We start from the raw sequence: 24,418 nt of genomic DNA on the forward strand, positions 1-24,418 counted from the left end.
GAAGCCCTCGGGCTCACAAAGCGGGTGGGTCAGTATTCGATGGAAATCTCGGGTCAGAGATCGGTGGAATTCAACAGCCGCCGGTCCAGGTGAAGGTGTCGTTGCCGTCGGCCGCGCTGGCGGTGCGGTCGTCGCCGTAGATGTTGCCGCTGAAGCTGCCGCCGGTGAGCGCCAGGCTGTCGTTGCCCAGGCCCAGGATGGCGTCGCCGGTGACGGTGCCGGCGGTGGTGACGATGGCGTTGCCGCCGAGGGTGTCGGTGCCGGTACCGGCCGCGTCGCCGTCGCGGATGCCGATGCCGGAGGCGGCGCCATTGACCACTGCGGCCGCGCCGATGTTGACGGTGCCGCCTGCTGCCGCCAGCGTGTGGATGGCGGCGGCGGTGCCGCTGCCGCTGGTCACGCTGCCGCCCGTGGCGTCGACCTGGTAGGTGCCCCCAGCGGAGGCGGCGCGCAGGCCGTCGGCATTGAGGCCTGTGGCCGTCACAGTGCCCGCCGCCATAGCGACCTGAGCCAGCCCGGTGCCGTCGGTCTGGCTGTACAGGCCGTGCGCGCCGGCGCCTGCGGTGCTGACGCTGCCGTTCAAGAGCGCGGTGGTGGCGGTGGCCGTATTGGTCGCGTTTGTGATCGCGGAATAGATCCCGTAGGTACCGGCTTGCAACGTGGTGATCGTCGAAGCTGCGGCGTCCATGCTTGCCGTTGCCGCGCCCGTGCCCCTGTTACGGGCCAGGATGCCGTAGCCGCCGGCGCCCTGCATCACGATGCTGCCACCCGTCATCGACGCGTTCGCGAAACCCGGGCCAGTACCCGAATTGCTCGCGGCCAGCCCGCCCCCACCCGCTCCGTTGCCGATCAATGCCCCTCCCGTCTGGCTGGCAATCGCGTTGCCGGTTCCGGTGACGACAGCGACGACGCTCGCGCTGGCGGCGTTTGTTGTCGCAGTGCCGCCAGACATGGTGGCGTAAGCATTGCCGGAGCCCAGTGTCTGGGCCACAACGACCGAGTTGTTCAAGGCCTGTGTGGTGCCAGCACCACCCGTCATGGTGGCCACGGCATCGCCATTGCCCCACGCCAAGGCGTAAGCCGCGTGCGACCCGCCCGCCGCAGTGCCGGTATTGATCGAACCACCGTTCACCGTGACCGTCGCTGTGCCGATACCGTGCGTTTCTGCAAGCAGACCGACCCCTGAGCCTTGCGTGCCAGTGGTGGAGATGGAACCGCTGTTGAGGATCGAGGTTGCATTGCCGCTACCCACGACGCTGGTGGCGACGCCCATGGCGTTCTCGCCTTTGCTGGTGATGTTCGCACCATTGATGACGATGGTCGCATCACCGCCAGCGCCGCTTGAGAGTGAGTTGGCCAGCACAGCCCAGGCTGCACCGGACACAGGATTGCCCGCCGGGGTGGTCAGATTGATCGTGGCGGGGCCGTTGACTTCGACCAGTCGATTGCCTGTGCCGCTACCGCCCGAATAGACAGCATTGGCGGTTATCGGCGCAGTGACCGGCGCAATGGTGAAGGGTGCCGCGGTGCCGTCCAGGATGACAGTGATGCCGTCGGTGCCATATGCAATGCCCGTGGTGTTCGGGTTCGCGTCCCCCACCGGCGTTCCGTCACCGTTGCAGATGACGGTTCCACCGACGGCGACAGCTCCGCACTCGTTGGCCGCCCAGGCGGACGATGCGCCGCCGAAGGCCGCAGTGGCCAAGACAACCGCGCCGAGCGTAGCGCTCGAAGACTTCTTGCCGCGCGCACTGCAAACCTCGCTGGCTGCCACCCAGGCGCCGAGCGCCTCATTCCAGATGCTTCTAAATGACCGGTTCATCCTCTGACCCTCGCTCCAAAAAAGTCCAAGCGATGCGGTCAATCGGAAACCATTTCCGCCAACCCACTGCTCTGACACGCCGACTTTTGCGGCAGGCGTGGAGACTATTAGCAGGGGAGGGATAGCCCAAAGGCACTAATTCACAAACCCGGGATTTTGATTACATTCTGGCAAACAAGATTTCTCATAAGGGAATTTTTCACGATTTCGTGGCCAGGCAGTACAAAAGTTCGCTCGGCAATGTGCCACTCCCTTAAAAAAAGATGGCTGGAAGTGCCGTTTAATTTTCGACCATCCGTACAACTTTGTTAACAATTTCAGCAAGCCATTGAATTGTTAACAAAGAAGCTTAAAGCCACGACTCCCTTTCGCGGGTTCAGAATTGTTTTGCCGCTCAGCCCGGGAGGCTACCAGTAAAACTTCTCATATAGCGAATGAACTCCGCGGGCTCTTCCTGAAACGGCCAATGCCCGCTGTTGGCGAAGTACTTCAGGGTCGCTCCCGGGATATTCTTTGCCAGCTTCTCATCGTCGCCAAAACGCCAGATATCGCCAGCGCCGTAGTGGACGGCGGTAGGTACATTGATCGACGGCAAGCGCGAAACAAGGTTGTAGCTGGCCAGGAGCTGATTGCCACGATTGAATGCCCCGGCGGAGTAGATCGTCCTTTGGTCGACATCTGCAATAACCCCGGCGGGCGGGTTCGCATTGTTGTAATACAAAGGCGCTACCTCGGTCCATTTTTTACGAAGGTCCTCATCACTGCTGGCCGGAGCCAGCAGCAATTGACCTAGCGCTGCCTGCTGAGCAGGCGTTCCGCCCAATGGATTGCGCTGGACGAAAGAAGCGATATCCGGCGCGGTGCATGACAGCACCAGGCCTGCCAGGCGGTGGGGAAAACGGAGCGCAAAGTCGAGTGCGACAAATCCCCCGTAGGAATGACCAACAAGAACGAATTTTTCGATGCCAAGCGCTCGGGTCAATGCATCGCAATCGGAACTCAGGCGCTCGAAACTCAGCTCGTCATAGCTGGTCGGCCGGTCCGATTTGCCCTGCCCCAGTTGGTCATAGCAGATGAGCCGGGCACTGTCGGCAAGTGGATCGATGAAAGGGCGAAAGTACTCGTGACTCAACCCCAGACCGCCGTGCAGAAAGACAACCGGAATTCCCTTTCCCACGCTCACGTGGTAAAGGTTTTTTCCGTTGACGGAAACGAGCCCCGATGTCTCGGCGCCAGAGGCGAATGACGGTGCGGCGGGCCAGGCGCCATTGCCACTTCCACCCCCACCTCCACTACCGCCTCCGCCACAACCCGCGGCGCTCAAAATTGAAAAAATGGATCCCGCTGCATTGAACGTACGTCGGCTGATTCTCACCAGAAAAGTCTCCCACCGAGCGCAGCCGACAAACGGGATTGTGGCCGGCTCTGAACTGTCTCAGAAAGCCACAAAAGCGGCGCGAAGGGCGTATTGAATTTGACGCTCGAGCGAGTCTAGATTCGCTTGGGCACTGCCGGCGCGGGCTTGCTCTTCAGGTGATTTTTTTGAATCGATTTCGAGAGATCGTTCACGATGCCGATCAGATTGAAATACCGAAATTCGCCGTGATTTTTAGTTTAGGCAACATGTTTAACATTGAACTAAATTCAATGCCTCGGCTTCAATAATTTACCGTTCGGGTTTCCGGGGCTGCCTTCCCTTTCACCCACAGCGGATTGCGCCGGCAATCCGCCGGCGCTCTCCCTTTACGGCATGCGCATTGGCCGGCGCACACCCCAGCCGCCTTGCATCAAGCGCGCGACCCGAGCCAGCCCGCCGGTACCACTGGCAGCTCGGCCAACCAGGGCACCGCCCGCGGCACCCGCCAGCACCCGGCGCACGAGCGACCGGCTGCGTCCGGCGGTCAGCAGCAGCAGGACGCCCGCGCCTAGAACCGCGAGGTGCTCGCCCGGGAAGTCCGGCCGCTGCGCATCCATCTTCTTGACTGCCTCGATCTTGGATCCGATGTTCATTGGAAGCTCCTTTTCTGTACGAACTTCTTCATATCAAGCGAGGCGATGCACCGGTGTAGGCGCGGGTCACGTGCAACGCGCCGAATCGGGCGTACGGCGTTGTTTGTCAGGGTTTTCACATAGAGGAAGACCAAAAGCGGCCGCACAGCCCGTCATACAGGCGTCACGAGCTATTAAAACAATAGCGTTCAATACTTTCGCGAGGATCGTTCCTCGTAAACGCTATATCTAGCCCGACTCTTGCTAAGCAAAATCCTCGACGGATTCACGTCACCCATGATCGAGGACATCGAAGCAATGAACCTTTTGCGTCTCCGGCAGCCGATGGCTGCGTTGGTATTGGGCGGCACAGCAGCATTCTTGGGGGCCATGGCCACATCGGCCCATGCGTTCTCGAACCCGCCCATACAGATGGCGCAAGGCGTCGAATACATGTGCGGGGGCACGAGCAAGGCCGAGGCGTCGTTCATGCAGATGGTGTCGCCGCGGTGGGCGGTGACCATCGAGTTCGGCATCAACGACAGCACGCAAAAGAGCAATTTCCCGGTGCGGGCCGCGGTTCAGGTGCGCGAAAAGTACACGGGCCGCCCCGTGATGGAGGCGCAGTCGAACGGCCCCTACATGCTGGCCCGGCTCGATCCCGGCGCATACGACGTGAACGTGACGCTCGGCGGCCTGACGATCACGCAGACGCTCACCGTGATTGCCGGCGTGCCGTCCCGCGCGGTCTTCATGTGGCCTTCGAATTTCGACATGGCCTCGGTGCTGCCGCCCGCGCCGCAAACGCAGGCGCTCGCGCAGACCTCCGCCGCCCGCTAGCCGGGGGTTTTCTCCCCGGCCTCGGTCCGGGGCAGACGCCGGTCCTTCCTGTTAAGCCTTGTCTAAGCCGTGCGCCGCACAGTGGCGCCGTGGCCTTCCGCCACGCAGACAAGGAAGAAAGGATTCAGACCATGAGCACCCTGATTTCATCTCGCATGCGGCCCCTTGCGGCCGCCGCGCTGTGCGGCGCCGTTCTTCTCGCGGCACTTTCTCCGGCGCATGCGGCGGTCAACCCGCCGATCCACATGACCAACGGCATCGAATACATGAGCGGCGGCATCGGCAGCGACGAAGCCAAGCTGATGGAAACCGTGGCGCCGCGCTGGCCGGCCACTTTCGAATTCGCCATCAAGGACCACAAGGGCGCCGAGTTCGCGGCCGACGTTCACGTCACGGTGCGCGACAACCGGGGTACGGCGCTGATCGACAACGTGGTGTCGGGCGGCCCGTTCATGGTGGCGCGGCTCGACCCCGGCACGTACGAAGTGGAGGCTCGCTTGCTTGGAAACACGCTCAAGCAAACGCTGCACGTCCTGCCGGGTGCGCCCGCCAAGGTGGCATTTGTCTGGCCGGCGGGCACCGACATGGCATCCGCCGGCACACGCACGGTGCAGTAGAACGCGAGGCGGGTTCTCAAGCCCGCCGTCGGCGCATGCATTCCGGCGCCGGGATCGTCCGCAATGCCTGCTATCCGGGTGAAGCACGCTATAGAAAAAATAGCGCGCTGCGGGCCGGCCGGCGTCTTGAATGCACGGCATGCGCCTTGCAGATGTTGCCTCCCGGGCAGTGCCCGTTCCCATTGCCCCCATGCCGATACGTCCCATGAGCGTTCTGACCGCGCTCCTGCATGTCTACATTGCGCTGCGCCTGGTGCCCGCGCTGGCCATGCTCACCCCGGCCTGGCCGCTGGCGCTCGTGGCGCTTGCCGTTTCGGCCTTCACGATTCCACTGCCGTTCATCTCGCGCCGCTCCGAGCGCAACGCCTCCCTGAAGGACGCGCTCAAATGGACCGGACTGATCAGCATGGGCTGGTTCTCCTCGATGTTCGTGCTGACGCTGGTGCGCGATGCAGGCCTGCTGCTCACCTGGCTGGCAGGCGCCTTGGGCCGCGTGCAGGTGCCCTGGAGCGCAGTGCTGCCGTGGAGCGCCATGGCCGTGCTGGTGGTCGCCACGCTGGCGTCTTTCGTCGGTTTTCTCAATGCCCGCCGCACGGCGGCAGTCAAGCGCGTCGAGGTTCCCATTCAAGGGCTGCCTTCCGCGCTCGAGGGCTTCACGATTGCGCAGCTCAGCGACATCCACGTCGGGCCGACGATCCGGAGCGACTACATCCAGCGCATCGTCGATGCGGTGAACCGGCTCGGCGCCGACGCCATCGCGATCACCGGCGACCTGGTGGACGGCACGGTGGCCGAGCTGCGCGATCACATCGCGCCCCTTGCAGGATTGCGCGCGCGGCACGGTACCTTCGTGGTGACAGGCAACCACGAGTACTACGCCGGCGCGCATGCATGGATCGAAGAGCTGCGCCGGCTCGGGCTGAAGGTGCTGCTCAACGAGCACGTGGTGCTGCAGACGCGCAATGTGCGCGGCGCGCAGAACGACGAAGAACTGTTCGAGAGCCAGCTGGTGCTGGCCGGCGTGACCGACTTCACCGCCGGCCACTTCGATCCCGCGCACCAAAGCGATCCGCATCTTGCGCTGTACGACGCGCCGCCGCTGGTGCACACGCGCGTGCTGCTTGCCCACCAGCCGCGCAGCGCGCCGCTCGCGGCCCGCGCCGGCTACCAGCTGCAGCTGTCGGGCCACACGCACGGCGGGCAGTTCTTTCCGTGGAACCTGTTCGTGCCCATGCAGCAGCCATTCACGGCCGGCTTGCACAGGCTGCACGACATGTGGATCTACGTGAGCCGCGGCACCGGCTATTGGGGGCCGCCCAAGCGCTTTGGCGCGCCTTCCGAAATCACGCTGGTCACGCTGGTGCCGGCGCGCAGCTGACGCTCTTGCCGGTCAGTCGCGCAGCTCGGCCAGGCGCCGGGCGTTCGACGTGGCCGCTGCGTGGATCGGCTTCAGCCCTTCGCGCGCGATGCGAACCGCCGCACCCGAGAGCTGGCCTGCCGTGCTGGCCGCGCGTGCCGAGGCCTTGACGAAAGCGTCGCCGCGCACCGCCGCCTGTGCGGGCGTGATGCTGCCGGCCATCGAAAGAAAAGCTCCCGCGCTCAGAAACCATTGCTGCAGCACGCGGCTTGAGAGCGACACATGGCTGCTGTGCCACTGCCTGACCATTGCGGCGCCCGCTTTGCCCGCGGCGGCGAGCTTTTCGTCGCCCATGAGCTGGAACTCGGCAAGGTCCGCCGCGCTGGGCGTGAGCCCCGCCTTGGCCATGCGTTCGGTGCGCATGTGAATCACCGAGCCGGAAGACAGCAGCATTTCCTGGGTTTTCAGGGCCACGTCGGCCCACAGCATCAGCGGGCTGGCCAAACGGGCGGCGGAGGTAAGAGACGACATGGGGCGAGAGCCGATCTATGGGGATGATTGAACACCACTATAGGCTGTGCCTGTGCAAATTGCTGCAGTGCAATAAATTCAACTCTGCAGGAATGTTGAAGAAGTCCTACCTTTCGACATGGCAATAGCCTCGGGCGAAGGCGCGGAACGGAGCGGAAAGTAATTATTTCCTTCCTTTCCATCATTTGCTTTCAAAACCCACATCATGAAAGTACCACCGTCCGCGTCCCTCGGGGCTGCCGTGTTCGCAGGCATTCTCAGCCTGCTGGGCACCGAGGCTCATGCGTTCGAAGACAGCGCACGCGGCATCTACTTCGAGGGCGGCCGTGCGCCGCATGGCGACAAAGGAGCCACCAACTCGGCCACCATGGGCGTCACGCTGCCCTGGTCGTTGCGCCAGCCGGTGCACGAAGGCGCGCTGACCTCCTATTGGGACCTGTTCATCAGCCAGTGGCATGCGCCGGCGCTCGGCAGCGGCTCGCGCAACTACACGCAGCTTGGCGCCATCTACACCTGGCGCTACCGCTTCGGCGGGGGCAGCTCAGCGTGGTTCGCCGAAGGCGGCGTGGGCGGCACGGTCATGGACCACCTCTACAAGACGCCCGACCGCACCTTCAGCACCGCCTTCCAGTTCACCGAGGTGCTGGGCGTGGGACGCAGCTTCGGCGAGAACGGCAGGCACGAACTCACGCTGCGCCTGCAGCACTTTTCGAACGCAGGCATCAAGAAGCCGAACCCGGGCGAAAACTTTGTCCGGCTGCGCTACACCTATCACTTCTAGAAGAAGAACAAGAACGCTCAGCGCGTGGTCGTGCGCAAGCGCCGGGTGCGCAGTTCGGTCACGAAGTAGGCCACCGTGGCCACGGCCAGCGGCAAGAGGTAATAAAGCCCCCGGTACACCAGCAGCACGCCCAGCAGCTTCCCTTGCGGAACCTGGTGCGAGAGCAGGGCGATGAACACCGCTTCCAGCACGCCAAGGCCCGCCGGCACGTGCGTGACCACGCCCGCCACCGCAGCCACCAGCAGCACCGCAAGCACCTGGTGGTAAGCCACCTGGCCCTGCAGCAGCACCCAGATCACGCCGCCGATCAGCGACCAGTTCAGGCACGACATGGCCAGTTGCAGCAGCGCCATGCGCAGCGCGGGCACCTTGAAGCGGTATTGCCGTATGCGAAAGACGTGCCCGCTGGCCACCGCGCACAGCACCAGATACGCCGCCGCCAGCAGCAGCAGCACCGCGCCAAGAATGCGCAGGCCGCCGTTGTCGATCTTCCATTCGTCTGGCGGCACCATCGGCCAGAAGCAGAAGGCGGCGCCCGCCACCACCAGGTAGCCGAGCCAGTTGGTCAGCATGCTGAAGCCGAGCACGCGCGTGATGGTGTCGTTGGAAAGGCCCAGGCGCGAATAAAGCCGGTAGCGAAACGCCACCCCGCCCACCAGCGAACCCAGGTTCAGGTTGAAGGCATAGCTGATGAAGGTGACCCCCATCACGCTTGATGCGCGCAACCGGTGGCGGGTGAGATACCGCCCCAGCAGGTCGTACGTGCTGTAGGTGGCAAAGCTGCCGGCGGCCAGCGCGCCTGCCAGCAGCAGCGTGGACGCAGGCAGCGCGCGCATGGCGTCGAACACTTCTTGCCAGTCGATGGCCCGCGCCTGGTTGACCAGCAGCCAGGCAATGAGGCCGAAGAAGCCCCACACCGCGATGCGGCGAACCCAGGGCCACCAGGGGCGGTGCGCGAGGCTCATGGTGCTCATGGGAAAGCCGCCGCGCAGTTCATGCCGCTTCCGTCGTCTGGGTGGCACCGTTGTCGCCGGTCTTCTCGCGCTGGTCGCGCTTTTCGGCAAGATCGGTGGCCTGGGCCAACGTGAGGCGCGGCACCTGGCGCGGCAACCAGCCCAGCCATGAGGGATACCAGCGCAAGAAGTGGAAGATGAAGAAGCTGCGCACCAGGCGCCAGCCGCTCCATTCGCTCTCCAGGTCGTCTTCGCGAATCAGCTTGCAGCTCTCGCGCATGAGCGTGTCCATGCGCTGCCACAGCAGGTCGTTGAACGCCTTGTCGCGCGCGATCACGTTGGCTTCCAGGTTCAGCGAGAGGCTCAGCGGATCGAGGTTGCTCGAGCCGACCGTGCTCCAGTCGTCGTCGATCAGCGCAATCTTCGCGTGCAGCGGACGGTCGCAGTATTCGAAGATGCGCACGCCCGAATGCAGCAGGTGGTGATAGAGCATGCTCGCGGCCGTCTTGACGATCGGCATGTCGGGCTCGCCCTGCAGGATGAGCCGCACATCCACGCCGCGGCGCGCGGCGCGTCGCAGTTCCTTGATGAGCCTGTAGCCCGGAAAGAAATACGCGTTGGCAATCACGATGCGCCGTCGCGCGGCGCGGATGGCGGCCAGGTACTGGCGCTCGATGTCGTTGGTATGGCGGCGGTTGTCGCGCGTGACGAACATCGCCTCCACTTCGCCCACGTGCTCCCGCGCCACCGGCGGCGCCTGCTTGAGCCGGCGGCGAAACCAGCGCGGCCCCTTGTCGCCGAGCGCAATCGCACGCAGCACGAACTGGTGGATCTGCGCCACGATCGGCCCGCGGAGTTCGACCGCGTAATCCTGCTTGGCCTTGGGCCCGTAGTCGAGCAGATGGTCGGCCGAATAGTTGATGCCGCCGACGAACGCGAGCTCACCGTCGACCACCACGATCTTGCGGTGCATGCGCCGAAACACGTTCAGCCGCTGGCCCAGGATGCGCTTGCCCGGATCGAACACCCGCATCTTCACGCCAACCGAGCTCAGGCCTTCGATGAACTCGCGCGAAAGATCCGGCGAGCCGAAGCCGTCGACCAGCACATCGACCTTCACGCCGCGCTGGGCCGCCGCGCGCATGGCGGCATGCAGCGCCATGCCGACCTTGTCCTCGAAGAGGATGAAGGTCTCGATGATTACCTCGCGCCTGGCCTGTCGAATGGCATCGAACACGCGCGGAAAGAACTCCTCGCCGTTCTCCAGCAATGAAATGCTGTTGCCACCGACCCAGCGGGCTCTCTGGTCCATGTCGGCCACCATCTTCAAAGGTCGATGTTCGCCACCAGCGGCGCATGGTCCGACAGGTGCGACCAGGGCTTGCGCGGCAGCACCACCGGCGCATGGACGCCCGCGTTGCGCACATAGATGCGGTCGAGCGACAGCAGCGGAAAGCGCGAAGGAAAAGTCTTGGCGGCCGAGCCGTTCGCACTCACGAACACCTCGCGCAGTGCGGCGCCTTCTTCGAGCACTTGGTGGGCGCGCCCGCGCCAGTCGTTGAAGTCGCCCGCGACGATCAGCGGCGCATCGGCGGGCACTTCGTCGCGCACGATGTGGCACAGCAGCTCCAGCTGCTGCTGCCGGTGCGCCTCTGCCAGGCCCAGGTGGGCGCAGATCGCATGCACATCGATGGGCCGGCCGGGCAGGCGCAGAACGCAATGCAGCAGGCCGCGCTTTTCAGGCCCGGCCACCGACACGTCGTGGTTGCGGTAATGCACGATCGGAAACTTGGACAGCACCGCGTTGCCGTGGTGCCCGCGCGGGTACACGGCATTGCGCCCGTAGGCGAACTGCGGCCACATGGTGTCGGCCAGGAATTCGTAGTGCGGCGCCTCGGGCCAGTTGTTCACCTTGCGCGAGTGGCGCGAATGGGTGCCGAGCACTTCCTGCAAGAACACCACGTCGGCGCCCACCGTGCGCACCGCATCCCGCAGTTCCGGAAGAATGAACTTGCGGTTGAGTGCGGTGAAGCCCTTGTGGGTGTTCACGGTCATCACCTTGAGCGAGGTCGGCGCGGCGGCGGCGAGTGGAATCGGGGAGGAAGACATCTGTTCTGCGGTTGTACGTTGCCGCGCCGCCCGCGCCTGTAGGAACGCGCCACCTTCTTGCCGCCTTTGCCTCCGGCCTTCGCGACAGGGGGGCCGGCTCCTACAGGCAGGCCTGCCGCACCCCGACACAGGGGCCATGGCGGGCCTCCTACGGTGAATTCAGGGTCAGGAAACGGCCCGCCTTCCACTTCATTCATCCGCAGAGACAAGCAAAGGAACACACCATGAAGCACGCAGTCTTTCACGCCACGGTGCTGGCCGGCCTGATGGCCGCCACCGGCGCCGCCATGGCGCAAGCCACATCGATACCCGCGCAGCCCGATCCGGCCGTGGGCGGCCAGGCCAGCACGCAAACGCCCTCCGGCGTGCCCAACCCGCCGCAGCGGCCCGATGCGAGCATGCCCAATTCGCGCGAAGCGGTGAAGGCCGAGGCCCGCGCCCACAACCGCAACAACATCAACAACCCGGTGCCCAAGGGCGAAGCCAGCACCACGGTGAACGCGCAGCCCAATGCCATGCCGCAACCCACGGGCGCAATGTCGCGCGCCGAGGTCAGCCAGCAGGCCCGCAAGACCAAGCCGCAGTTCGGCCAGAAGGGTGAAAGGCCCGACGTGCCGACGAACCCGACCGAGAAGACCGGCACGCCGCAGTAAGCGTCCGTGTACGAAAAAAGCCCGCGATGCACGAGTGCATTGCGGGCTTTTTCATGCGTGCGCCTTGTCAGGCGCCGTCACGAATGCGGGACTCAGCTCTTGGCGGGTGCCGCGCTGTGGCCGGCGTCGCCATGGCCGTGATGACCACGGTGGCCGCGGTGTCCGTGCATGCCGGCATGCACCGTTTCCGCGTCGAAGGTCTTCTGCTGCTCGGGCGTCAGCGCGGCATAGAAGGTCTTGGTGGCCTCGGCGCGCTTGGCGAACCTTGCGCTGCGCTCGGCCTGGCGGGCCTGCATGCGCTCCAGCCGCTCGGGCGTGGTGAGCTTGGCAAATTCCGCGCGGTCCATGCGCTGCGGGAGGGCACCGGCCGGCGGTTGGGTGGCCGTCGTGAAGCTGGCCCACGCGCTTTCCTGTGCGGAGGTCAGCTTGAGCTTTTCCTTCAGCGCGGCCAGGCGCTTGGCGCGATGCTCTTGCATGCGCTCCATGCGTTGCGCCGGGTCCATGCGCTTGTGCTGTGCCTTGGGTGCCGCGCCATCGGCTTGCGCAACGGCGGCGGGCGGAGCGGCGGAGGTCGCGGGCGCAGCCGGGGCCTGTGCAAAGGCACCCGAAGAGGCGAGGGCGGCCGAGCCGAGAAGGCTGGCCCAGACGATGCGTTGGCGAAGAGAGATCATGAGAAGTGCTTCCTTTCGAAGAAGCCCGCCGCCAATGGGCAGCAGGTGAAGCGAAGTGTGGAAGACCTCTGTATCTCCCAGGTGAGCCGAAAGTGAGCGTGCGTAAAGAATCATGAACCGCACGGGCCACACCGCTCCGGGCGTGATTTATTTGGGCCTTGGGGGCTTCAATCCACGGTCGGGCGACTGCAGCTTGCCGGTGCGCATCTCGCCCACCGCCAGCGCCACCGCGCGCGCCACGTTGCGCACCTCTTCCTGCACGTCTTCGTCGGCGTCCAGGGCGTCGTGGCTGGTGGCATAGGGCTCGTAGTAGCCGATGTAGCGGTCGAAGCGGGCCTGTGAGCCGGCATCGATCAGCCCCATCCAGTCGAGCCAGTCCGACAGGTTGCGTCGCACGCTCTCCACGCCGGCCACGTCGCCATGCACCACCACGCCGTAGACGCGGCCTTCGAGGTGCTTGGGATAGCCCCAGCCCTCGAGCTCGAGCGCCTTGGCTTCTTCGGGCTTCTTGCCATGGGTGCTGGTGGGATCGGGATTGCCGCCGTCAGCGCACACCAGCCGGTCGATCATGAGCTTGAGCGGGCTGGCCGACTGGTACCAGTGCGTGGGCGTGAACACGATCACTCCGTGCGCGGCCACCCAGCGTTCGTAGATCTCGTTCATCCAGTCGCCGGTCTGGCGCATCGAGTGGTTGGGATAGCAGCTGCAGGGCCAGTGGCACAGCGGCATGGCGGTGGAAACGCAGCCTTTGCACGGATGGATGTGGCGCCCGTAGTCGGACGTGAGCAGGCTCAGGTCGAGCACGTCGGTCTCGATGCCGCAGCCCTCGAGCACCTCGCGCGCGAGCTGCACCAGCCGCCACGTCTTCGAAATTTCGCCGGGGCAGGTGCCGTCGTTGCGCGGCGAGCCGTTGACCAGCAGCACGCGCGACCGCGTCTGCGGACTGCGCCAGGATGCCTGGGCCGCGTCGATACGCACCTTGGCTTCGAGCCAGTCGACGGAGAGGTCGTAGTCCGGGTCGGCATAGCCCGGGCCGGCCTTGCGCGTGACGGGCGCCTTGCGGCCTTCCTGGTAGGCCTCCCACGCAACGAGCTCGATGCGCTGCAACGCTTCTTTCTCGGCTTCGAAGGCCGGGTCGCAAAAAGGCTGCATGAAGCGCTCGTGAAACTGCTCCCGCTTCAATGTCTCGGGTGCCTGGCCCTTGCGGACTTTGGGGGCTTTGGTCGCGGCTGTCGGAGGGGTCGTGCTGGAGGGCATGACCGCAATCTATGCCGAGCCCGCGCCCCTGTGACCTGCGGACGGTGCCGATTTTCGGTAGGCCTTCGACTACAGCGTCATCCGAATTTGCCGTTCTGAAAATCGTGCACGGCCTCTTTCACCTGCTCCTGCGTGTTCATCACGAAGGGGCCGTATTGGGCAATGGGCTCGTTCAGCGGCTTGCCGGCAATCAGCAGCACGCGCGCCGGGCTGTGGTTGGTGGCACCCGCGCGCAGCACCACGCCGTCGCTGCCCGGGTCGTTCGCCAGAATGGCCATGCGGCGCGTCGGCACCTCGCTGCCCGCAATCCACACCGACTCGCGGTACACGTACACCAGTGCGTTGTGATCGTCAGGCAAGGGCTGCGCAAACTCGGCTCCGGGCGCCAGGCTGAGGTCGAGGTACAGCGGCTCGGTGTGCTCGCGCCGCACCGCACCTTCGATGCCGTGGCTTTCGCCCGCGATCACGCGCACGTGAACGCCCGTGGCGGTGGTGTATTCAGGGATTTCCTCGCTCTGGATGTCGCGGTACCAGGGCTCGCGCATCTTGTCCTTGGCGGGCAGGTTGAGCCAGAGCTGAAAGCCTTCCATCAGGCCTTCTTCCTGCTCGGGCAGCTCGCTGTGCACCAGCCCGCGGCCGGCCGTCATCCATTGCACGCCGCCGTTTTGCAGCAGCCCCTCGTGGCCCGCGCTGTCGCGGTGGCGCATGCGGCCCGCAATCATGTAGGTCACGGTTTCGAAGCCCCGGTGCGGATGGTTGGGAAAGCCGCCGATGTAGTCGCCCGGGTTGTCGCTGCCGAAGGCGTCGAGCATCAGGTAGGGGTCGAGCCGCTTCTGCAGCGGCTGCTGCAGCACGCGGGTGAGTTTGACGCCGTCGCCATCGCTGGTGGAAACACCGGCCACGATGTGGTCGATGCCGCGCGGCGTGGCCACGGGATCGGTCGGGTGGTTTGCGTTCTTCATGCGGCCATGGTGGCACTAACCACCCGACCGCGCCACCCGTGGGGGTGCCGGTTTCAGGTTACGAAATCAGCGCGGCCACTGCTGCCGCTGCCAGTAGCGGTACTGCCACTGCGTGGAAAAGCCGGCGCGCCGGTAGAGCGCATGGGCCGGCATGTTGTGCGCATCGACCTGCAGGAACACGCGCTCGAACCCGCGTTCGAGCGCGGCCTGCGCCAGCCCGGCCAGCACGCGCCCGGCCAGGCCCCGGCCGCGCTGCGACTGCTCGGTGCGCATGCCGTGCACGCTCGCCCATCCGTGGCTGAAGGCCATGGCGCCCGCCGCAACGGTGCGGCGCCCTTCGCGCACGCTGGCATACAGCGAGCCCTTGGCGCGGGACAGCGCCCGCACGCGGTGCGCACCGTCTACAGGATCGAAGCCTTCGCCGAGGAACAGCGTGGCCCAGGCCTCGTCGGGTGCGGCATCGACGTCGGCCAGCGCCGCATCGGCCGACGCCACCTGCCGCATGCGCCTTGCGGAGCCGATCTGCACGCAGGTGGGCGAATCGCCAACGTAGTGCCGCTGCTCCAGTTCGGCCCGCAGCGGGTCGAAGCAGGCGGTGTCGGCCAAGCGGAACGCGGGCACGAACTGGTGGCTGTCGTATCGAGCCTCGATGCGGTCGAGCGTGCTGTCGCTCACGGCCCCCCGATGCAGCGGAACGGCCGACCTCGCGCGCTTGACGGTGCCATCGTCGAACGGCAACAACCAGCCGTCGAGCTCCTCGACGGCAAGGGGCGACACGGCGGCGACGGTGGCGCGCTCGATGGCTTCGATCTCGCCGCTCTCCACGAACCCGCGGGTGTCATTCATGGCGCGGCCTCCGGCGCCGGGAATTTGGCGGCCGCCACGCTCTTGAGCAGCGTCTCGCGCTGGTTGCGGCTGATGCCGCGCACGCTCTCGGCCACCCACTTGGTGCGGTCGGGGTCAATGCGGCCGTCGCGCCGCCATTGTTCGAGCACCGCATGCGGCTTGTGCAGCATGGCCGCGAGCCACACGGCCTGCGCAGGCTCGAGGTTGCGTGCCGGGCGCTTGAAGTAGCGGCGCGCCGCGGCTTCGGCGCCGCAGAGGTTGCCGCCCCAGGGCGCGTTATCAAGGTAGAGCTGCAGGATGCGCGCCTTGCCGAGCGTCTGTTCCATTTCGACCGCATAGAGCAGTTCGCGCAGCTTGCGTTCCGCCGTGCGGTCGCTGCCCGTCACCAGCAGCTTGGCCAGCTGCTGCGTGAGCGTGCTGCCGCCGCGCTTCGTTTGGCCGTCTTTCTGGTTGTTGTCGAGCGACGCAACGATTTCCGCCAGGTCGTAGCCGGCATGGCTGAAAAAGCGCTGGTCTTCGGCCGCGATGACCGCACGCGCCAGCCAGCTGTCGTTGGCCAGCTTCGACGGCGCGCCGCAACCGGTGCGCGCGCCGAGCATGGCTTCGGTGCCCAGCCCTTCGACGGTGAACTGGCTGACGACAGGAACCACCGCGAACGTGCCCTCAGGCAGCGCGACCTGCCCGCGCAGCGCCAGCGTGCCGCCGATGCGCGCACGCTGCAGTTCGGGCAGGTTGGGCGCAAGCACCGCGTACCAGCGCGCAATGGGTGCATCCTTGATGTCGGCGCTGAGCAGAAGGTTCTTGGGCGTGAGGCGGCCTTCCCACTGGCCGTGGATCACGGCCGACGCCTCGGCGCTGCGGGGTGTGGCCTCGAGGATGCCCGTCAGGGTGTTGCCGTCGCGCTTGACGGTGGCAAGCAGGCCTTCGACCCGTATCGGCTGCGTGCCGAGCGCCGGAACCTCGACCGTGCAGGGCGCGCAGCGCAATTCGAGCGCGCCGGCCTCGTTCTTCCAGGCGAAATGCACGGTGCCGAAGCGGGTGTCGAGCGCGTGACCGTCCAGGTGCGGCGCAAGCCACGGAGAAGTGGCCAGGCGCACTGCCGTGGGCATGCCGACTTCGAAACTCAGCGGACCGGCCTTGACCGTGCCGCGCCATTCGCCCGGTGCGGGCGCGAGGGCGAACTTCACTATCAGGAAGATAGCTATCGCTGCAGTGACTACAAGGGCCAACAGCCCGTAAATCGCAGATCTCAGGGTCTTGTTCACACAACTCTCACAAGGGTCTCGCCACCGTGACGGCTTGCCACGGACCGGTCGACTGCCCGCTGGCGGCCGCCCAGTACCAAGCTGAAGTGTCGGTGAAAGCAGTGCCTTCGGCATCGACGATGCGCTCGCAAACGCGGAACTTTTGCGCTCCGTGCATTTGCGCAACAAAACAGCGCCACAAGCGCTCCTGCGCATCGCGTTCAAGGCGCGCCTGTTCGATGCGATAGCCGAGCGCGCGGTAGCAATCGGCGGCCGGGTGAAGCATGCGCGTGGGCGTGTTCACCGCGCGCATCACGATCATCTGCGTGCCGTCGGTCATGCGGCCGATGGCGCCCGGAAAGCGGTCCGCAAAGCGCTGCTCGACGTCGCCCAGCGCCATCGGCCGCAGCGGAACGCCGTCCCATTCGCGCGGCCACTCATGCGATGCCGCGGTCGCCACGTGTTCTTGCGGCGCGCGCAGCGCCGCGGCGGTAGACCACAGCAGGCACAGCAGCATCGCGAGTGCAAAGGCCGTCTTGTGGCCGATGCGGTTGATGAAGTGATTAGCGAAAAAGCTTTCAAGGAACCGTATCGACATGGCGGCCTCCCTGCGTGGTGATCATTCCGGGAATCGGCTGGTCGGCAAGTCCGGCAGAAGTGCGTTCCGGCACCATCAGGCGGGCAATGCCGCCGCACACGGCCGCCAGCACCACCAGGCCGAGCATGTTGTGGGCCCACGGCGCCAGCGGCTGCCCCGCGCCCTCGAAGGCAATCAGCACGCTGTTGCGCACGATGTTGCCGCCCAGCACCAGCAAGCCGACCATCGGCAGCCGGCGCAAAAAGCCGCGGTCGCTCTGCCGCGCCCAGAGCGCAACGGCGCAGGCCGTGAAGTAGCCGAGCCACACCATCTGCACGCCGGAGCACGGCGCATCGACGATGACCAGCCGCCCGTCGACCACGAGGCTGCTGCCCTCGCGCGCCACGCTGAAGCCGGGGGCCAGCAGCCAGCGGCTCGCCTCGGCCGTGACCACGCGCAGCGGATAGCCGGCATAGAACTGCAGCGATGACAAAAGCGGCAAGGCCAGCACCGCAAGACCGACGACCGGCAGCGCGGCCACGCGCCGCGGCAGGAAGGCCAGCAGCCCGAACGCCAGCGCCAGCACCGCCATCAGGCTTGCCGCGAGCGGCGGCAAGGCGGGCAGGGCGCCGGCGCCGGTGCGCAGCAGCGTGGCCAGCAAGGTGCCGGCGCCCGCCAGGGCCAGCCAGCCCAGCCGCGGCGCCGCGCGCAGTTCGCGCCGCCGCTGCCATGCCAGCGCCGCCAAGGCGGCCAATGCCAGCAGGCCCAGCGGATCGTCGGAGCCGTCGCGCATGCGCCGGACCATCCAGGCCCAGGTCGGCGCGAGCGCCGCGAATTGCAGCGCCAGCCAGAAGGCGGCCGGGGCGCGGTCGATCTGAATGCCCCAATCCACGATGCGCGGATGGCGGTGGGCAAGTGCGGCCAATGACATTTCTTTTTTCCCTTTCTGCCGCGCTCAGGCCGTGAAGCGGCGCGGATCGTTGCGGCGCGCGCGGCGGCGCAGCATGGCAAGCATCGACAGCACCACGGCAATGGCGCCCAGCGTTTCGGGTTCGGGCGTGCTCGGCACTTCGGCACCGAGTGCAAGTTCGCTCACGCCTTGGGGCAGGGGCAGCGGCTGGTTCACGTCCACGCTGTTCTGCGGCGCAACGTTGCGCACCACCTTGTCGACCGCAATGAAGCTGGTGTACTGCGTCAGCAGGCTGTACTTCAGGCCCAACTCGGTGATGCGCTCCTTGAAGGCAGCACCGCCCTCGAGCGTTTCCTGGTCGCTCAGGCTCTGGATGCGGTGGCGCGCCCACAGGGTGCGCAGCGCGGCCGTGTCCTGGCGCATCTGCGGGTCGATGCGCAGTTCCTGGCGGTATGGGCCATTGGCGCCCTGGCCTTCGACGATCACGCGGCCACGAGCCTTGCCCTCGGCATCGGCGCGCCACTTGCCGAACACGATCACCGGGCGTTCGCCCAGTACGTCGGGCAGCGCTTGCGGCTCCACGTCGTACACGTCCAGGCCGCCGAAAGTCACCTTCACATTGGTGAGCACCGGCGACTCCACCATGCGGCGGAAACGCGCGGCCTGTTCCGGCGCCTGGATCGGGTCGGTGATGATGAAGGGCTCGCCCATGCCGGCACGCGCAATGCCTTCCATCAGGCTGCGGTTCACCGACGAACCGATGCCGAACGCGAACACGTTGGCCTTCGAAAGGTTCTTGCGCACCAGCTCGAAGGCCTCGCGCTCCACGGTCACGTAGCCGTCCGTCACCAGCACCACGGTGCGCGACACGTTCTCTTCCTTCGGTTCGGCATACACACGCTTGAGCGCCGGAATGAGCTCGGTGCTGCCGCTGCCGCTGTAGTTCTGGATGGTGGCCAGCGCCTGCTCGATGTTGGCGCGCGTGGCCGGCACCGACTTGGGCGAGAGCATCTTGTTGCTGCCCGAGAACAGCAGCACGTTGAAGGTGTCGCTCGGGCGCAGTCCGCCGATCAGCCGCTCGAGCACGGTCTTGGCGGTGTCCAGCGGAAAGCCGTGCATCGAACCCGAGATGTCGACCACGAAGATGTAGTCGCGCGGCGAAATGGCGCTGGCGGCCACCGCCTTCGGCGGCTCGACCATCGCAAGGAAGAAGTTTTCCGCGCTTCCATCGGCGTTCTGCCCTTGGCCCTTGTAGAGCATCAGCCCCGATTCGATCTTCTCGCCAGCCAGCCGATAGTCGAGCACGAAGTCGCGGTTGTCCGCGGGCCGGCCGTCGGACGCGAGCGCGACTTCGGCGTGCCGGTCTTCATCGCTCTTCTTCACCTCGATGGTGTGCGACGACGAGCGCACTTCCTTCAGGCCCATCGGCGTGTCGATGCTGGCCTTGAGCGTGAAGCGGGTGCTGGGCGCCACGCCCGCACGCAGCGTGGGCTGCGCCACCCATTGGGCCTGCGCGTTCTCCGACTGCGGACTGTTGTAGCGCGGGCCCACCACGGTGGGAAACACGAAGGCGTAGTTGCCCGACTGCGGCACCAGCAGTTCGGTGTAGCGCAGCTCCACCTTCACATCGTCGCCCGGCAGGATGTTGGCGACGTTCATCTGGAACACGTTGGGCAGGTGCTGCTCGAGCAGCGCGGCGGTCTTGCCTTCCTTCTTGGCGGTGTCGTATTCGATCTGCGCCTGCTGCTTCTCGCGGATCTGCGCAGTGATGAGCCGGTCGGCCAGGCGCACGTTGAGGCCGCTTACGGCGGCCTTGGTCGAGCCCGGAAAAACATACTTGGCTTCGATGGCGCGCTGGCCTTCGTTGCGATAGGTCTGCGTCACGGTCACGTCGGCAATGACGCCCGAGATCTTTACCGACACCTCGGTGCCCTTGAGCGGCAGGCGGTCAACGGAGGGGTCGTCGCTCTTCACGAAGAAATACGGGCTCTCGGTCTTCAGCCGCGGGCCGGGCGCTTCCTGGGCATGCACCGGGTGCACGCTGAGCGCGACGAAGCCAGCGGCGGCCAGGCTCACGGTGGCGAGCCAGAGCCAGCGGCCGGGGCGGGTGGAGATTTGGGCGTCCATGGCGGTGTGGAGTGGTGTCCGTGCGAACTTGCACAGCCGCAACTGTCGACGCCGCGCGAGAAGGAAATTGGAAGGCTGCTTGAAGTGCGGCAGCCGGTTGCCGCCTTGTGTGAAGCCTGTGTGAAGTCAGCCGGCGGGCATGCTTCACACAGCCTTCGGGTTGCACGGCGAGCATCGCCGCTTCGTTATCGAAGAGGAGAAAAAAACATGTTCCAGTTGTTCAAGGCCTTGCAGAGTTCCATGCTGGTCAAGGTGGCCGGCCTGCTCTTGCTCACGCTCCTGCTGTGCATTCCATTGGCCGAAATCAATTCGATCAACCGCGAGCGCGGCCGCAGCCAGCGCGAGGCGGCCGCGGAGCTTGCCGCCACCTACGCAAGCGCGCAGACCATGGTGGGCCCGGTGCTGCTGGTGCCTTATGTGGAGCGCTGGATGGAGCCGCTGCGCGACGCGCAAGGCAAGGTGATCGGCCAGGAGGCGCGCAGCAAGGAAATGGCCCACGCGGTGTTTCCCGACAAGCTGCACATCGAAGGTTCGATGACGCCGCAAGAGCGCTACCGCGGCATCTTCAAGATTCCGTTCTACACGCTCAACGCCACGCTCGGCGGCGGCTTCGCGGCCTTCAATCCCAATTCCGTGGCGCACAGCGAAGCCGATTCACGCATCGAGTTCAAGGCACCTTTCGTCGTCTTCTACGTGAGCGACCTGCGCGGGCTCGACGGTTCGCCTTCCATCGCGATGAACGGCGAAGGCCTGCGCTTCAGGCAGCGCGTGCCCGGCCTGGCGGACAGCAGCTGGCTGGCCGACGGGGTCCACGCACCGCTCACCGGCGCCGCGCTTGCCGCATGGGAATCTAAGGCGCCGCTGCCTTTCGAAATGAAGCTCGGCCTGGTCGGGCAAGACACGCTCTCGATGGTGCCGATTGCCGAAGAGACCACCGCCCACCTGAGCTCGCCATGGGCGCACCCGAGTTTCGGCGGCCGTTTTCTCGCCTCGAAGCGCGAGGTGACGCCACAGGGCTTCGATGCGCACTGGCGCGTGTCGTCGCTGGTGACCTCGGCGCGCGAGCAGGTGCGCGCCGGGCTGTCGGATCGGGACGATCGCAGCGCTGCTGCCACCGCCACTGCCGCGGCCGCCGCGGCGACAGCCGGCCATCCACCGCGCAACCTCGGCCCGCTGCAAACCTTCGATGTGTCGCTCGCACAGCCCGTCAATGTGTATTCGATGAGCACGCGCGCCGGCAAGTACGGTGCGCTCTTCATCGGGCTGGTGGTCATGGCCGCCTTCATGTTCGAGCTGTTCCGCAGGCAACGCATGCACCCGGTGCAATACGGACTGGTGGGCCTCTCGATCGCGCTGTTCTTCCTGCTGCTGCTGGCGCTGTCCGAGAAGCTGGCGTTCTGGCTCGCCTATGCCAGCGCGGCCGGCGCAAGCGTGCTGCTGCTCGGCATTTATTTCAGCGCGGTTTTGCAAAGCTGGAAACGCGGCGCGGGCTTCGGGGCCTATGTCGCGGTACTCTATGGCGCGCTCTACGGCCTGCTGGCATCGGAAAGCAATGCCCTTTTGCTCGGCGCCCTGCTGACATTCGGCATGCTGACGGTGCTGATGCTCGCCACGCGCAAGGTCGACTGGTACGCGTTGTCCGTGGGGAACCCCCGAGCACCCGAGCCAGTCTCACCTGAAGTGGCTCCGTCCGTGTAACTGACGCTACCGACTGTTTTTTTCCAACTACTGACTTCCATGGACGATTCCTCTCCTTCCACCGAACCGGCGCGCTCCGAACGCTCGATGCGGCTGCGGCGCATTGCGCGGTGGAGCGCCATCGTCGGCGGTTCGGCCGCGCTGGTTGTGCTGGTGGCCGCCGGCGTGGCGGTGGCCGTCATCTCGCCCCGTCTGCCCGACATCTCCGAGCTTGCCGACTACCGGCCCAAGCTGCCTTTGCGCGTGTATTCGGTCGAAGGCACGCTCATCGGCGAATTCGGCGAAGAGCGTCGCACGCTCACGCCCTTTGCCAACATACCCAAGGTGATGAAGGACGCCGTGCTGGCCGTGGAAGACGCGCGCTTCTACGACCACGGCGGTGTCGACTACAAGGGCTTTGCGCGCGCGGCGGTGGCCAGCCTGAAGGGTGGTCGCAAGCAGGGCGCCTCGACCATCACCATGCAGGTGGCGCGCAACGTGTACCTCAGCTCCGAGCGCACGCTGAGCCGCAAGACCTACGAGATCTTGCTGGCCCTGCGGCTCGAGCAGCAGCTCACCAAGGACCAGATTCTCGAGATCTACCTGAACCAGATCTACCTGGGCAACCGAGCCTATGGCTTTGCGGCGGCCTCCGAGGCGTATTTCGGCAAGCCGCTGCAGAACATCACCACCGCCGAGGCCGCCATGCTGGCCGGCCTGCCGAAGGCTCCCGGCGCCAACAACCCGGTGGCCAACCCGCGGCGCGCCCGCGCGAGGCAGCTTTATGTGATCGACCGCATGCAGGAGACCGGCTTCATCACCGCCGAGCAGGCGGCCGAAGCCAAGAAGGAAGAGCTGCATCTGCGCGATGCCGCCGATCCGAACCGGCTGCATGCCGAATACGTGGCCGAAACCGTGCGCCAGATGATGTACGCCCAATATGGCGACAGCATCTACACCAGCGGCATGAAGGTCTACACATCGCTGGTTGCGGCCGACCAGGCGGCGGCCTACAAGTCGCTGCGCAAGGGCATCATGGACTACGAGCGGCGCCAGCCCTATCGCGGGCCCGAGCGCTTCATCGACCTGCCGGAGGACGCCAAGGAAGCCGACGAAGCGGTAGACGACGCACTGGCCGAACATCCCGACAACGGCGACGTGATGGCGGCGGTGGTGCTGGAGGCCGGCCCCAAGGAAATCAAGGCCGTGCGCGCCAACGGCGAAACCGTGCAGATCACCGGCGAAGGCCTGCGGCCCGCGCAATCGGGCCTTGCGGCCAAGGCACCACCCCACATCAAGATCCGCCGCGGCGCGGTGATCCGCGTGGCGAAGACGCCGAAGAACACCTGGGAGATCACGCAGCTGCCCGAGGTCGAAGGCGCGTTCATCGCCATGGACCCGCGCACCGGTGCCATCAAGTCGCTGGTGGGCGGCTTCGACTTCGGCAAGAACAAGTTCAACCACGTCACGCAGGCCTGGCGCCAGCCGGGTTCGAGCTTCAAGCCCTTCATCTATTCGGCCGCGCTCGAGAAGGGCTTCACGCCGGCGACCATCGTCAACGACGCGCCGCTGTACTTCGAGCCGAGCACCCCCGGCGGCCAGCCCTGGGAACCGAAGAATTTCGACGGCGGCTTCGAAGGGCCGATGCCGCTGCGCACCGCGCTCATGAAGTCGAAGAACCTGGTAACGATCCGCCTGCTGCAGTCCATCGGCGCGCCGTATGCGCAAGACTGGATCACCAAGTTCGGCTTCGACAAGGACAAGCACCCGGCCTACCTGCCGATGGCGCTCGGCGCCGGATCGGTCACGCCGATGCAGATGGCCACCGCCTATTCGGTGTTTGCCAACGGCGGCTACCGCGTCAATCCGTACCTGGTCACGCGCGTGACCGACATGCGCGACAAGGTGCTGCTCGAAACCGAACCACCGGTGCTCGACGAATCCCGCCGCGCCATTCCCGAGCGCAATGCCTTCATCATGGATTCGCTGCTGCAAAGCGTGGTGAAGGGCGGCACCGCCGCGCGTGCCTACCAGGCGCTCAAGCGCGACGACCTGTTCGGCAAGACCGGTACCACCAACGATTCGTTCGACACCTGGTTTGCGGGCTTCCAGCCCACCACGGTGGGCATTGCATGGATCGGCTACGACACGCCGCGCCAGCTGGGCGTGCGCGGCGAAACCGGCGGCAGCCTGAGCCTGCCGATCTGGATCGGCTACATGCAGACGGCGCTGAAGGGCGTGCCGGTGAGCAAGATTGCCGAGCCCGCGGGCGTCGTCAACATCGACGGCGAGTGGTACTTCGACGACTTCGCGCCGGGCCGTGGCGTGGCGAGCCTGGGCGTCGAAAACACGGAGGCCCCGGCGCCGCCGGCCGAAGAACTCTCGGGCGTGCCGCTGGGCCCACCGCCGCCGCCCGAAGAGCGCAACCGCATTCTCGAATTCTTCCGGTAAGCACAAGCGCGGGACGGGCGGGCAAAAGAGAGGGTGGTTCCGGG

22 protein-coding genes are annotated in these 24,418 nt (G+C 65.8%); 7 read left to right on the forward strand and 15 right to left on the reverse strand.

From position 1 onward, the window contains the following. Positions 1–70 precede the first annotated feature (70 nt). The 3 genes from V9L20_RS25235 to V9L20_RS25245 form a co-directional block, all read right to left on the reverse strand. Positions 71–1,822: an ESPR domain-containing protein gene (locus tag V9L20_RS25235; protein ID WP_337298641.1), complete on the reverse strand. Its 1,752-nt coding sequence runs from the start codon at positions 1,820–1,822 to the stop codon at positions 71–73. Between the two features lie 394 nt (positions 1,823–2,216). Next, positions 2,217–3,005 (reverse strand): alpha/beta fold hydrolase, encoded by a 789-nt coding sequence (locus V9L20_RS25240; RefSeq protein WP_337298642.1) that lies wholly within the window; start codon positions 3,003–3,005, stop codon positions 2,217–2,219. A 560-nt stretch (positions 3,006–3,565) separates the two neighbouring features. Then, complete coding sequence (locus tag V9L20_RS25245; protein WP_258503133.1) at positions 3,566–3,832, reverse strand: hypothetical protein; 267 nt, start codon at positions 3,830–3,832, stop codon at positions 3,566–3,568. 297 nt (positions 3,833–4,129) lie between these two features. On the opposite strand from V9L20_RS25245, the gene V9L20_RS25250 reads away from it, so the two are divergent. From V9L20_RS25250 to V9L20_RS25260, 3 genes are all read left to right on the forward strand, one after another. Beyond that, positions 4,130–4,651: a hypothetical protein gene (locus V9L20_RS25250; RefSeq protein ID WP_337298643.1), complete on the forward strand. Its 522-nt coding sequence runs from the start codon at positions 4,130–4,132 to the stop codon at positions 4,649–4,651. A 131-nt stretch (positions 4,652–4,782) separates the two neighbouring features. Further along, the gene (locus tag V9L20_RS25255; protein WP_337298644.1) at positions 4,783–5,268 is read left to right on the forward strand and encodes a hypothetical protein; all 486 of its coding nucleotides are present in this window, start codon (positions 4,783–4,785) and stop codon (positions 5,266–5,268) included. A gap of 130 nt (positions 5,269–5,398) precedes the next feature. Next, positions 5,399–6,646, forward strand: a complete 1,248-nt coding sequence (locus V9L20_RS25260; RefSeq protein ID WP_337298645.1) for a metallophosphoesterase — start codon at positions 5,399–5,401, stop codon at positions 6,644–6,646. A 12-nt stretch (positions 6,647–6,658) separates the two neighbouring features. Here V9L20_RS25260 and V9L20_RS25265 read toward each other — a convergent pair whose 3' ends face one another. Next, positions 6,659–7,156: a polyhydroxyalkanoate granule-associated phasin gene (locus V9L20_RS25265; RefSeq protein ID WP_258503138.1), complete on the reverse strand. Its 498-nt coding sequence runs from the start codon at positions 7,154–7,156 to the stop codon at positions 6,659–6,661. A gap of 205 nt (positions 7,157–7,361) precedes the next feature. On the opposite strand from V9L20_RS25265, the gene V9L20_RS25270 reads away from it, so the two are divergent. Next, positions 7,362–7,937, forward strand: coding sequence for an acyloxyacyl hydrolase (locus V9L20_RS25270; protein WP_337298646.1), 576 nt, complete (start codon positions 7,362–7,364; stop codon positions 7,935–7,937). A 17-nt stretch (positions 7,938–7,954) separates the two neighbouring features. On the opposite strand, the gene V9L20_RS25275 is transcribed toward V9L20_RS25270, so the two are convergent. From V9L20_RS25275 to V9L20_RS25285, 3 genes are read right to left on the reverse strand one after another with little or no spacing between them, the layout of a single operon-like run. Next, complete coding sequence (locus V9L20_RS25275) at positions 7,955–8,911, reverse strand: lysylphosphatidylglycerol synthase domain-containing protein (protein WP_337298647.1); 957 nt, start codon at positions 8,909–8,911, stop codon at positions 7,955–7,957. Positions 8,912–8,930: 19 nt separating this feature from the next. Further along, positions 8,931–10,202 carry a cardiolipin synthase ClsB gene (clsB, locus tag V9L20_RS25280; protein WP_337298648.1) on the reverse strand — a complete coding sequence of 424 codons (1,272 nt, stop codon included), beginning with the start codon at positions 10,200–10,202 and terminating at the stop codon, positions 8,931–8,933. Positions 10,203–10,216: 14 nt separating this feature from the next. Then, positions 10,217–10,999, reverse strand: a complete 783-nt coding sequence (locus V9L20_RS25285) for an endonuclease/exonuclease/phosphatase family protein (protein WP_258503143.1) — start codon at positions 10,997–10,999, stop codon at positions 10,217–10,219. A gap of 224 nt (positions 11,000–11,223) precedes the next feature. Between V9L20_RS25285 and V9L20_RS25290 the strand changes: the two genes are divergently transcribed. Continuing rightward, positions 11,224–11,652 (forward strand): serine/threonine protein kinase, encoded by a 429-nt coding sequence (locus tag V9L20_RS25290; protein ID WP_337298649.1) that lies wholly within the window; start codon positions 11,224–11,226, stop codon positions 11,650–11,652. A gap of 92 nt (positions 11,653–11,744) precedes the next feature. Here the strand turns inward: V9L20_RS25290 and V9L20_RS25295 are convergent, their stop codons facing one another. The 8 genes from V9L20_RS25295 to V9L20_RS25330 form a co-directional block, all read right to left on the reverse strand. Beyond that, positions 11,745–12,323: a Spy/CpxP family protein refolding chaperone gene (locus tag V9L20_RS25295; RefSeq protein WP_337298650.1), complete on the reverse strand. Its 579-nt coding sequence runs from the start codon at positions 12,321–12,323 to the stop codon at positions 11,745–11,747. 147 nt (positions 12,324–12,470) lie between these two features. Continuing rightward, positions 12,471–13,580: a flavodoxin family protein gene (locus V9L20_RS25300; protein ID WP_337298651.1), complete on the reverse strand. Its 1,110-nt coding sequence runs from the start codon at positions 13,578–13,580 to the stop codon at positions 12,471–12,473. 77 nt (positions 13,581–13,657) lie between these two features. Further along, the gene (locus V9L20_RS25305; protein WP_337298652.1) at positions 13,658–14,542 is read right to left on the reverse strand and encodes a pirin family protein; all 885 of its coding nucleotides are present in this window, start codon (positions 14,540–14,542) and stop codon (positions 13,658–13,660) included. 66 nt (positions 14,543–14,608) lie between these two features. Further along, positions 14,609–15,388, reverse strand: a complete 780-nt coding sequence (locus V9L20_RS25310) for a GNAT family N-acetyltransferase (protein ID WP_337298653.1) — start codon at positions 15,386–15,388, stop codon at positions 14,609–14,611. Further along, positions 15,385–16,575, reverse strand: a complete 1,191-nt coding sequence (locus V9L20_RS25315; RefSeq protein ID WP_337298654.1) for a biosynthetic peptidoglycan transglycosylase — start codon at positions 16,573–16,575, stop codon at positions 15,385–15,387. The genes V9L20_RS25310 and V9L20_RS25315 overlap by 4 nt, the downstream gene beginning before the upstream one ends. Before the next feature lie 85 nt (positions 16,576–16,660). Beyond that, a complete protein-coding gene (locus V9L20_RS25320) occupies positions 16,661–17,230 on the reverse strand; it encodes a hypothetical protein (RefSeq protein WP_337298655.1) in 570 nt (189 codons plus the stop codon). Next, positions 17,211–18,140 carry an exosortase Q gene (gene xrtQ, locus V9L20_RS25325; protein ID WP_337298656.1) on the reverse strand — a complete coding sequence of 310 codons (930 nt, stop codon included), beginning with the start codon at positions 18,138–18,140 and terminating at the stop codon, positions 17,211–17,213. The genes V9L20_RS25320 and xrtQ overlap by 20 nt, the downstream gene beginning before the upstream one ends. A gap of 24 nt (positions 18,141–18,164) precedes the next feature. Further along, positions 18,165–20,246, reverse strand: a complete 2,082-nt coding sequence (locus V9L20_RS25330; protein WP_337298657.1) for a VIT and vWA domain-containing protein — start codon at positions 20,244–20,246, stop codon at positions 18,165–18,167. Between the two features lie 207 nt (positions 20,247–20,453). On the opposite strand from V9L20_RS25330, the gene creD reads away from it, so the two are divergent. After that, positions 20,454–21,944, forward strand: coding sequence for a cell envelope integrity protein CreD (gene creD, locus V9L20_RS25335; RefSeq protein WP_337298658.1), 1,491 nt, complete (start codon positions 20,454–20,456; stop codon positions 21,942–21,944). Between the two features lie 39 nt (positions 21,945–21,983). Then, positions 21,984–24,374 carry a penicillin-binding protein 1A gene (locus tag V9L20_RS25340; protein ID WP_337298659.1) on the forward strand — a complete coding sequence of 797 codons (2,391 nt, stop codon included), beginning with the start codon at positions 21,984–21,986 and terminating at the stop codon, positions 24,372–24,374. The last annotated feature ends 44 nt before the right edge of the window (positions 24,375–24,418 follow it).

It is taken from the genome of Variovorax sp. CCNWLW225 (assembly GCF_037204045.1).
In the GTDB taxonomy this organism is placed as follows: domain Bacteria; phylum Pseudomonadota; class Gammaproteobacteria; order Burkholderiales; family Burkholderiaceae_C; genus Variovorax.

What these genes read in the sequence shown, in the direction of transcription:
- V9L20_RS25245 (WP_258503133.1), bottom strand. Translation starts at nt 3,832, where the DNA reads ATGAACATCGGATCCAAGATCGAGGCAGTCAAGAAGATGGATGCGCAG.
- V9L20_RS25260 (WP_337298645.1), top strand. Translation starts at nt 5,399, where the DNA reads ATGCACGGCATGCGCCTTGCAGATGTTGCCTCCCGGGCAGTGCCCGTT.
- V9L20_RS25275 (WP_337298647.1), bottom strand. Translation starts at nt 8,911, where the DNA reads ATGAGCACCATGAGCCTCGCGCACCGCCCCTGGTGGCCCTGGGTTCGC.
- clsB (WP_337298648.1), bottom strand. Translation starts at nt 10,202, where the DNA reads ATGGACCAGAGAGCCCGCTGGGTCGGTGGCAACAGCATTTCATTGCTG.
- V9L20_RS25255 (WP_337298644.1), top strand. Translation starts at nt 4,783, where the DNA reads ATGAGCACCCTGATTTCATCTCGCATGCGGCCCCTTGCGGCCGCCGCG.
- V9L20_RS25300 (WP_337298651.1), bottom strand. Translation starts at nt 13,580, where the DNA reads ATGCCCTCCAGCACGACCCCTCCGACAGCCGCGACCAAAGCCCCCAAA.
- V9L20_RS25235 (WP_337298641.1), bottom strand. Translation starts at nt 1,822, where the DNA reads ATGAACCGGTCATTTAGAAGCATCTGGAATGAGGCGCTCGGCGCCTGG.
- V9L20_RS25285 (WP_258503143.1), bottom strand. Translation starts at nt 10,999, where the DNA reads ATGTCTTCCTCCCCGATTCCACTCGCCGCCGCCGCGCCGACCTCGCTC.
- xrtQ (WP_337298656.1), bottom strand. Translation starts at nt 18,140, where the DNA reads ATGTCATTGGCCGCACTTGCCCACCGCCATCCGCGCATCGTGGATTGG.
- V9L20_RS25250 (WP_337298643.1), top strand. Translation starts at nt 4,130, where the DNA reads ATGAACCTTTTGCGTCTCCGGCAGCCGATGGCTGCGTTGGTATTGGGC.
- V9L20_RS25290 (WP_337298649.1), top strand. Translation starts at nt 11,224, where the DNA reads ATGAAGCACGCAGTCTTTCACGCCACGGTGCTGGCCGGCCTGATGGCC.
- V9L20_RS25330 (WP_337298657.1), bottom strand. Translation starts at nt 20,246, where the DNA reads ATGGACGCCCAAATCTCCACCCGCCCCGGCCGCTGGCTCTGGCTCGCC.
- V9L20_RS25305 (WP_337298652.1), bottom strand. Translation starts at nt 14,542, where the DNA reads ATGAAGAACGCAAACCACCCGACCGATCCCGTGGCCACGCCGCGCGGC.
- V9L20_RS25265 (WP_258503138.1), bottom strand. Translation starts at nt 7,156, where the DNA reads ATGTCGTCTCTTACCTCCGCCGCCCGTTTGGCCAGCCCGCTGATGCTG.
- V9L20_RS25295 (WP_337298650.1), bottom strand. Translation starts at nt 12,323, where the DNA reads ATGATCTCTCTTCGCCAACGCATCGTCTGGGCCAGCCTTCTCGGCTCG.
- creD (WP_337298658.1), top strand. Translation starts at nt 20,454, where the DNA reads ATGTTCCAGTTGTTCAAGGCCTTGCAGAGTTCCATGCTGGTCAAGGTG.
- V9L20_RS25270 (WP_337298646.1), top strand. Translation starts at nt 7,362, where the DNA reads ATGAAAGTACCACCGTCCGCGTCCCTCGGGGCTGCCGTGTTCGCAGGC.
- V9L20_RS25320 (WP_337298655.1), bottom strand. Translation starts at nt 17,230, where the DNA reads ATGTCGATACGGTTCCTTGAAAGCTTTTTCGCTAATCACTTCATCAAC.
- V9L20_RS25340 (WP_337298659.1), top strand. Translation starts at nt 21,984, where the DNA reads ATGGACGATTCCTCTCCTTCCACCGAACCGGCGCGCTCCGAACGCTCG.
- V9L20_RS25310 (WP_337298653.1), bottom strand. Translation starts at nt 15,388, where the DNA reads ATGAATGACACCCGCGGGTTCGTGGAGAGCGGCGAGATCGAAGCCATC.